Source organism: Streptomyces sp. NPDC048142 (assembly GCF_043202835.1).
In the GTDB taxonomy this organism is placed as follows: Bacteria; Actinomycetota; Actinomycetes; order Streptomycetales; family Streptomycetaceae; genus Streptomyces.
In genome coordinates this window covers 1-7491 of sequence record NZ_JBIDBC010000070.1, presented here as the reverse complement: position 1 = coordinate 7491, position 7491 = coordinate 1, and the positions used below count along the sequence as shown (strand labels likewise).

Below are 7491 nucleotides of genomic sequence, written 5' to 3'. Positions count from 1 at the left end.
CTTGATCGACCCCAGCGACCTCGCCAACTACGTCATGCACGCGACAGCCGCAGACCGCGAACGCGAATCAACCCACTAATTCGTCGACGGCCCCCTGGAACAACTGCCGGGTGACCTCGCGCATCCGCAGCCCCAGCAGGTCCTCCAACTGCGCGTGCGTCATCACCGCCGCCTCGGGGACCGCCAACTCCGCGCACACCGCGGCGAACAGACCCGCCGAGGCGGCGAAGGCGTCCTCACACGCGAGCGCACCCTGGGCCGGCCCCACCACGCTCACCACCCCTCTTTCCTGCCGTCGACCTTGAACAGCCCGGGCGACGGCTCGGCCAGGATCCCGCGCTCCACCAGCCTCTTCAGCTTCGAGCGCATCCCTTCCACATGCTGCGGCTCGGTCCCCAGCCCCAGATGCCCGCAGACCTCTTTGCACCGCATCGCCACCCCCGAGGCCGCGAACAACCCGATGACCGCCTGGTATTCCGGCGACATCACCGTCACATCCAGCTCGGCCTCGGCCTTCACCAGCGCCGCGGCGATCCCACCGGAGCCCCCGCCCGCGGCATCCGTGCCCGGCACCGGCGAAGACGGCGCGGCCAGGACCTCCTCCACCGTCTCCCGCGTGACCTGCAACCGCGCCAGCCGCTCCTCGACCCGCGACAACTCCTCGGAGACCAGCGATCTGCTCACGCAGCCGCTCGGCCTGACCCAGCACCTCAGCTTGCCTGGCCTCCAACGCCTCCAACGCCTCCATCAACGACGGCACACCCACCCTCGCTCAGCACCCGCACCCCTCATGGCGGGCTCGACCCCGGCGACGGTAGAAGTCAACACGACCGGCCACATCCCGAACCCTCGCGAATCACCCCAACGAGGCACCCCGAGAAGATCTACACCCGTCGCCTGGTGGCTCTCCCGGGCCGGGCTCCCTGACCTTCATCACGCAGGGCGCCACCTGGCTCGCTGTGGTACCAGTCGAAGAGCTGGGGGCGGACCAGCGGCTGGTGCGGGAGCTGCGCGCGAGGGGTCACCCGGCCCCCCGGCCAGGCAGGTCAGCGTCGAGTGCCGGTCCCTCGGCAGCGGCAGTCCAGCGAGGTACTCGCGAAACCCCCGGCGCTGTGCCAACGTGAAAACAGGTCATCGCAGCGGGCGGCACAGGCTTCCAACGGCCCTGGCGCGGGAGAACGGCGGGGGCATCCAGGAGGGTGTGGTGGCAGCGGTCCCAGACGTGCGGGGTGCCGACATGGTGGACCACGCCATGCCCGAAGAGCCTGTAGAGAAGCGGAGTCGCTGCCGTGCGCCGGGTGGGATCGGACGGCGGCCCCCCGCCGGGCGCGGGACGGGCGGGGCCACGGTAACCGCCTCCACCCGGCCGACGGACACGGCACACGCTGGTCATCACAGCCCCTGGGACAGCAAGCGGAGTTCCCACCAACTGGCCTACTACCGACCCGAACGGCCGTCAACAAACCACCGCTAGGCGGGTAGATCGTGCGGCAGCAAGCGCCACTGGCAGCCCGTCCGGTGCCCCAGGAGTAGAGAGGGAACGGCACGGTACAGCAGCAGCCTTCCGAGTCAGGAAGTCACCTGACTCGGAAGGCCGTAACCCTGCTGAGCGCACGGCTCGGCCGAGTGATTCAGCCGAGCGAGGAGATTAGCTCGACCTGGTCGTTGACGCCGTAGTAGAGCGGGGCGTTCGGGGCGTCGCGGGAGGGCTTCTCGGCCGGCGGTGGGGCGGGAATCCGCTCGTCGGTGCACCGCTTGTCGGCCGGTGGAACGGTCAGGTCGACCAGGTAGTCGGTGGTCGCGTCCGTCGCGCAGCGGCTGCGGCCGAAGGCCGTGTGGCCCTCAGCGTCGAAGGTGAGCAGCCGGGCGTTGTCCAGCTGCTGGGAGAGTGCCACCGAGTCCTGGTAGGGGGTGTCGGGGTCGCCGGTGGTGCCGATCACCAGGAGCGGCGCGGAGCCCTTGGCGTGAAACGGGCCGCCGTAACGGCTGACGCGCTCCTGCGTCCACTGGGAGCAGGTCATGCCGTGGGTGTGGTCGTAGGTGGGCGGGCCGTAGGTGAGTGCGGGGCCAAGGAGGGGGGCGGTCTTGAGGTTCTTCCTGACTTCGTACTCCAGCCAGCCCTTGCTGGTCGGGTACTGGCGGTCGGTGCACTCCACCGTGACGTTGGGGATCAGGAAGTCGTAGGACCCCGGAGAGGGCGGACGCAGCAGGAAGGAGGTGCCGTCGCGGTCCTCGGCCTGCTTCAGTGCCTTGCCCAGTGACGGCCAGATCTCGCGGCCTGAGTTGATGTTGAACAGCAGCCGGTAGGCGAGGGTGTAGCCGTTGGCCGTCTTGCCGCCGGGGACCGTGACGGGGTCCTCGTCGAGTTTCTTCTTCAGCTCCTGGAAGCGCTGCCGTGCCTGCCCCTCACCGAAGCCGCAGTGTTCGGCGTTGTTCGAGCACCACTTCAGGAAGCGCTCCATCGCGCCGTCGAGCGCACGGTACTGCGCCCGGTCGGACCGGTAGGGCCGCCAGGTGTGGTCGACGGGGTTGTACGCCCCGTCGAGGGCCATGGCCCGTACTCGCTGGGGGAAGAGGCTGGCGTACACGGTGCCGATGTAGGTGCCGAAGGATCGCCCGTAGAAGCTGAGCTGTTCCTCACCGATGGACTGCCGCAGCAGGTCGATGTCGTGGGCCACGTATCCGGTGCCGATGAACGGCAGCAGGTCAGCGGACTTCTCGGCGCACGCCCTGTTGAACTCACCGGCCAGCCGGTAGGCGGAATCAAAGGCTCCCGGCCCGGGGACGCCCTGGGAGGCGGCTACGGCCTGGTCGTAACGCTCGTCGTCCCAGCACTCGACCGGATTGCTGCGCTGAACTCCGCGCTGGTCCATGCTGAGGATGTCGAACCGGTCCTTGAGGCGGTCCGGCAGTTCGTCGTAGTTCCACTTGACGAAGTCCACGCCCGACCCGCCGGGGCCGCCGGGCTGGAGGTAGAGAGTCCCCAACCGCTGATCCGGGTCGGCGGCCTTCTTGCGGATGACGGACAGCGTGAGGGTTCGCCCCGTCGGGTCCCGGTAGTCCACCGGAACATCGGCGTCCGCACACTCGAACTCGCCGCAGGCGTCCCAGTCGAGTTCCGGAACGGGCACCGTGGCCGCACGGTCGGTGCCCGCGGCGACCGCGGCCTCCATGCCCACGGTGGTGAGCAGCACCACGGTGGCCAGCGTGGCCCGCGACAGGACCCTCCCCCAGACTGGCCGCCGACCGGCGGCGGTCATTCGTCTTCTACCGAACACTTAAGCACACTCCTCGGTGATTCTTCACAGGTCGTTCATCTGGCCCTGATGTGCGGTGGGGTTCGCCTGTGCAGTGCACCCGTACAGGGCGGGGCGAGAGCCAATGGTCGGTGGGTTCGTTTGCCGGATCTTATCGGTGTCTTACGAACGGGGAGCGTCTGTTGATGCCCTCGGCGGTGACTGGCAGAGGAGCGTGAGGAGAAGCGGAGCGCAGCGTTCAGGGGGAGGGGTGCTCGGCACGCCGCGCTGCCTCGGGCCTCGTGCTGCGGGCAGAGGTGCGAACTGGCCCGCCCCGGCCTGCCGGAACCACGCCGACCGCCTCGACCAGGTGTGCCAGCAGCGGCGGCGCACGCCGCCGCTGCTGGCACACCGTCAGGCTCGGCACCTGCTCGGCGAAGGTCACCATCGGGCAGGTCGCGTTCTCGCGGTCCAGTGACGTGCGTCCAAAGTTGATGGACTGGCCGGCCGCGCGGCGCGGCATCGGCGAGGGGCCGTACGTGACGCGGCTGTGCACCCACCCGGGGCAGGTCAGCAGCTGGAGTCGGTCGTCGCCTGGGCGGGGAGCGGGTGGGAAGTGTGGCGGACGAAGCCGACCGCCGTGGTGCACTCCTTGACGGTGTCAGCGGGGCTGGACCAGAACTCCTGGCCGCGGGTGTTGCGCCAGGTGCGCTGGCCGAGGTACTTGTCCTGGTCGAAGCTGTAGACACCCACGGTGACGTCCCAGTCCATGTTGGTCTGGTCCCGGAAGCTGTCCCACACCCACACGTAGCCGTAGTTCTCCTCGCACTTGGGCGAGTAGAACTGCTTCACGGAGGCGACGCGGGTCGTGCCGCTGTCGATGTAGGCGGTCTCACCGATCTGGTACGCGTCCGCGCACACCTGGGCGGCTCTGGCCTTGGTGCTGGCGGGGTTGCCCGCGGCCGAAGGGACGGTGGACTTCCGCCCGTCGGCACGCTGCTGGTCGGAGGCCGGCGCGGGGCCCGTGCCGGCGCTGGCGAACGTGGCGGGTACGAGGGTGAAGGCGCAGGCCGCCGCAGCGATGAGGGTCTTGCGAGTACGCATGTCTACTGTTTCCTTTGCTCATTGAAGTCGCGCGCTGGACGCGCGCGGTATGGCACTTGGTCTGCCGGGGCCCCGCGGAGGTGGCTCCAGGCGTGTGCCGTTGATGGTCGCTCTGCCAGTCAGTCGCTGGCACAGCGAAGCTGTCCGCGGGCACCGGCCTTCCCCTGCCCGTAGCCCCTGTGCCCACGTCTCCGCACTTGGATCCCTGACCGGAGGCGGGCCGCAGGCGACCCGGTCACTCGCGGAGCGGGGCGAGGTCCCGGTGTCGGATACCCCGCCCACTACTCCGGACGGGGCCCGGGGACACCCCTGTATCGGAGGCCGGAGCCCCCGGAGGCCGGTCGCTCCGACTCAGCGGAGCCCGTCCACGGCCTTGACCATCGTCTTCTTGAAGGCCTCCACCGGCAGGTCCTTCAGATAGCCCAGCTGACCCCACTCGACGAAGGTGACGGTCCGTCCGTCACGTCCGATGCCGATGAGGTGCGCGTCGATGGCGCCCCACGACGCCCTCGTGTGGACGCCGTACACGTGGGCGCCGTCCTCCACGGCGACCTTGCCGTAGTCGTCCCAGGCAGCGCCACCGCCCGGCGTGTCGCGCAGGAAATCCGCTGCGCAGTTGGCAGTGGCCTCCTGCGCCTCAGCGACGAGCTCGCGTGCCTCGGCCTCGGAGCGCATCGTGACTGAGACCTGCCCGGCTCCCGTGTCGAGGTCGGTCCAGTACTGGCGGTGCCAGGCTTCTCCCCCGGCAGGGAAGACGGCCTCGGCGCAGACGGGGCCGCCCTCCGGCGTGCCCTTGGTGACGGGATCGGCACGCCATTCGGTGCCTGAACCGTCGGGCATGTCGGATGCCGCCAGGAAACCGGGCGTCCCGGAGGCATTGACCCCTGCCTGGGCCGTGGCGGTGCCGACGAGGGGTACCAGCACGGCGGCCACCGAGGCGGCGGCGAGGGTGGCGCCCTTGCGGAGGTTCTTCTTCCGGTTCGTCATCGAGGTGTCCCCGTTTCCTGGGTTGTCGGAGGAGCGAGTGCTACCCGAGGCGGTTCGTGCGGTGTCCCGACGAGCACCGCCCTGGCGGCTCGGTCAGCAGATGTCACCAGGCCTGCACGCCTCACGACAAGTGCCTGGGCCCGGGATGGGACGGTGGGACGGGAGCACATACGCTTACCTGGGAATACGTCAGCCGTCCGGGATGGACTCCGGGCCGGGGGCGGCGGGACACGGGACGGCGGGACGGGGAACCTGGAGAATGACGGGACAGCCGGACGAGGTCGGACGGTTCGCGGAACATCTACGGGACCTGAAGGACCGTACGGGCCACAGCTTCGGTGTGCTCGCCGGGCGGCTGCACATCGGCCGGTCGACGCTGCATCGGTACTGCCTGGGTGAGACGACTCCGTCCGACTACGCGGTAGTGGACCGGCTGGCCCGACTGGCAGGCGCATCCCGTGAAGAGCTGATCGAACTGCACCGCCGCTGGGTGCTGGCGGATGAGGCCCGTGTGAGGGCCGCGCCACCGCGTCCACCGGCCGCGGAGGCAAGCGGGGCTCGAACTGCCGACGGCGCACCGGAGTCCGCACCCTCCGGACCCCGCGTCCCGAACGCCGGGCCGGGAGCCGAAGCACCGGCCTCCCGAGTCTCAGCCACCCAGCCTGGCCCTTCGGAGATCACACCGGAGACCGACCGGGAAATCGGACCGCGAGACCCGAACGCCGTGCGGGAGGCCTCCCGGCAGGCCGATCCGATGGCCGCCCGGCACACCGGCCCGGAGAGCCCGGACGCCCCACCCCAGCAGTCCACCGCGCGGCCGCGGAGGCCGGAGACCGAGTCGAGTGCCACGGGCGACCCCGGGGGAACTATCGGCGGGCACCCCGCTGGCCCGCCGCCCGGCCCCACGGAGGACGGGCCGACATCCTCGGCGGCGTCCACCCATGCTCCTCGTCACCGGCGGCGCCGGATTCTGGCCGTGAGCGCGGCAGCCGTTCTGGCGGTCGGGTCGGCCGTCATGACGAACAGCCTGTCGGGCCGGGACAGCTCGGGCACGGACGACCGGTCGGCGAACCGGCCCCGCCCGTCCTCGGCACCCGCTGTCCCACATACCGCCGGACCTTCCGTGAGCACGGACGCCCACCTTTGGCACCACGACTGCGCCCACCGCTACCTGGTGGACCGGGATTCGAGCGCCGTCCCGCCACCGCCCGTACCGCAGGACGCGGCAGCGTGGTCGCAGCCCCTCGACGCCGTGGACGGCGACCGCACCACCGTGCGGGCGACGATCAGCGCCCCGGACGACGGGTCCGTCGTGGTGCAGCGGCTCGCGGTCCGGGTGGTGAACCGGCGCCCAGCGCTGGACTGGCCGGCATACGCGATGAACCCAGGCTGCGGCGGGTCGCTGACCCCCGCCCGCTACACCGTGGACCTGGACGTCCCCCGCCCCCTGGCCCAGCCGGAGAGCGGCGGCGCCGTGAACCACACCGGCGAGGCGCGTACTCTGCCCGCCCCCCGGCTGCCGTTCCAGGTCACACAGGGCGACCCCCTGGTGCTCCGCGTCGAGGCGACGGCCGTCCACTGCGACTGCGACTGGTACCTGGAAGCGGAGTGGACCCGCGGCGACCAGCACGGGACACTGCGCATCGACGACGCCGGTCGGCCGTTCCGCACGAGCGGGAAGGGAGCGGGGAAGCAGTACTACTACGCAACCGAGGGCAGTGGCTGGACAGCCTACTCGTCGCCCCCCAGGACCTCCACCTTGTAGTGGAGACCGTCCTGGACGACCCCGACGGTGAACATCCCCCGGCCGTTGCGGACGCGCTCGAGACCGCCCGCCAGGACGAGTCCATGACCGCCGAACAGTTGTGGCACCTGACGAACTTCGCCGACCCCGCCTCCGTGTACGGGCTGTCCCTGTCGGAGCCGGACACACTGAAGGACCCGCGGCGGGCGGCACACATCCGGGTGTGGGCCGCCCGCCACGAGCAGGCCCCCGGACCACAGCCGCCCTTGCCCTCATCTTAAAATTTAACCTTTGTGAGCTTTCAGGTGATTACGTTCGGTGATAATCTCGGGGCGTTTGGTCGTCTTGCCCACGTTGTGACGGGTGGCGGGGTGGCGGTTCTTCGAGCCAACTGGGCGACCTGGTCCCGGTGTTGAGTGT

General features: G+C 70.2%; 8 protein-coding genes and 1 pseudogene. 3 read left to right on the top strand and 6 right to left on the bottom strand.

The genetic code is table 11. The features are described 5' to 3' along the window. Nucleotides 1-67: 67 nt before the first annotated feature. The 6 genes from ACGF2Y_RS36430 to ACGF2Y_RS36405 form a co-directional block, all read right to left on the bottom strand. Nucleotides 68-280, bottom strand: coding sequence for a hypothetical protein (locus ACGF2Y_RS36430; RefSeq protein ID WP_392956347.1), 213 nt, complete (start codon nucleotides 278-280; stop codon nucleotides 68-70). After that, nucleotides 274-684 (bottom strand): hypothetical protein, encoded by a 411-nt coding sequence (locus ACGF2Y_RS36425; protein ID WP_392956345.1) that lies wholly within the window; start codon nucleotides 682-684, stop codon nucleotides 274-276. Before ACGF2Y_RS36425 ends, ACGF2Y_RS36430 begins: the two co-directional genes overlap by 7 nt. 947 nt (nucleotides 685-1631) lie before the next feature. Further along, nucleotides 1632-3197, bottom strand: a complete 1566-nt coding sequence (locus ACGF2Y_RS36420; RefSeq protein WP_392956343.1) for an alpha/beta fold hydrolase — start codon at nucleotides 3195-3197, stop codon at nucleotides 1632-1634. Between the two features lie 298 nt (nucleotides 3198-3495). Further along, nucleotides 3496-3792 (bottom strand): hypothetical protein, encoded by a 297-nt coding sequence (locus tag ACGF2Y_RS36415; RefSeq protein WP_392956341.1) that lies wholly within the window; start codon nucleotides 3790-3792, stop codon nucleotides 3496-3498. A 14-nt stretch (nucleotides 3793-3806) separates the two neighbouring features. Next, on the bottom strand, nucleotides 3807-4340 hold the full coding sequence (locus ACGF2Y_RS36410) for a hypothetical protein (protein WP_392956338.1): 534 nt from the start codon (nucleotides 4338-4340) through the stop codon (nucleotides 3807-3809). 351 nt (nucleotides 4341-4691) lie between these two features. Then, on the bottom strand, nucleotides 4692-5327 hold the full coding sequence (locus ACGF2Y_RS36405) for a hypothetical protein (RefSeq protein WP_392956336.1): 636 nt from the start codon (nucleotides 5325-5327) through the stop codon (nucleotides 4692-4694). Between the two features lie 100 nt (nucleotides 5328-5427). Here ACGF2Y_RS36405 and ACGF2Y_RS36400 point away from each other — a divergent pair. The 3 genes and pseudogenes from ACGF2Y_RS36400 to ACGF2Y_RS36390 form a co-directional block, all read left to right on the top strand. Then, nucleotides 5428-5784 (top strand): annotated as a pseudogene (locus tag ACGF2Y_RS36400) (helix-turn-helix domain-containing protein); the annotation flags it as partial. 666 nt (nucleotides 5785-6450) lie between these two features. After that, nucleotides 6451-7092, top strand: a complete 642-nt coding sequence (locus tag ACGF2Y_RS36395) for a hypothetical protein (protein WP_392956349.1) — start codon at nucleotides 6451-6453, stop codon at nucleotides 7090-7092. Beyond that, a complete protein-coding gene (locus ACGF2Y_RS36390) occupies nucleotides 7092-7352 on the top strand; it encodes a hypothetical protein (protein WP_392956333.1) in 261 nt (86 codons plus the stop codon). Before ACGF2Y_RS36395 ends, ACGF2Y_RS36390 begins: the two co-directional genes overlap by 1 nt. Nucleotides 7353-7491 lie beyond the last annotated feature (139 nt).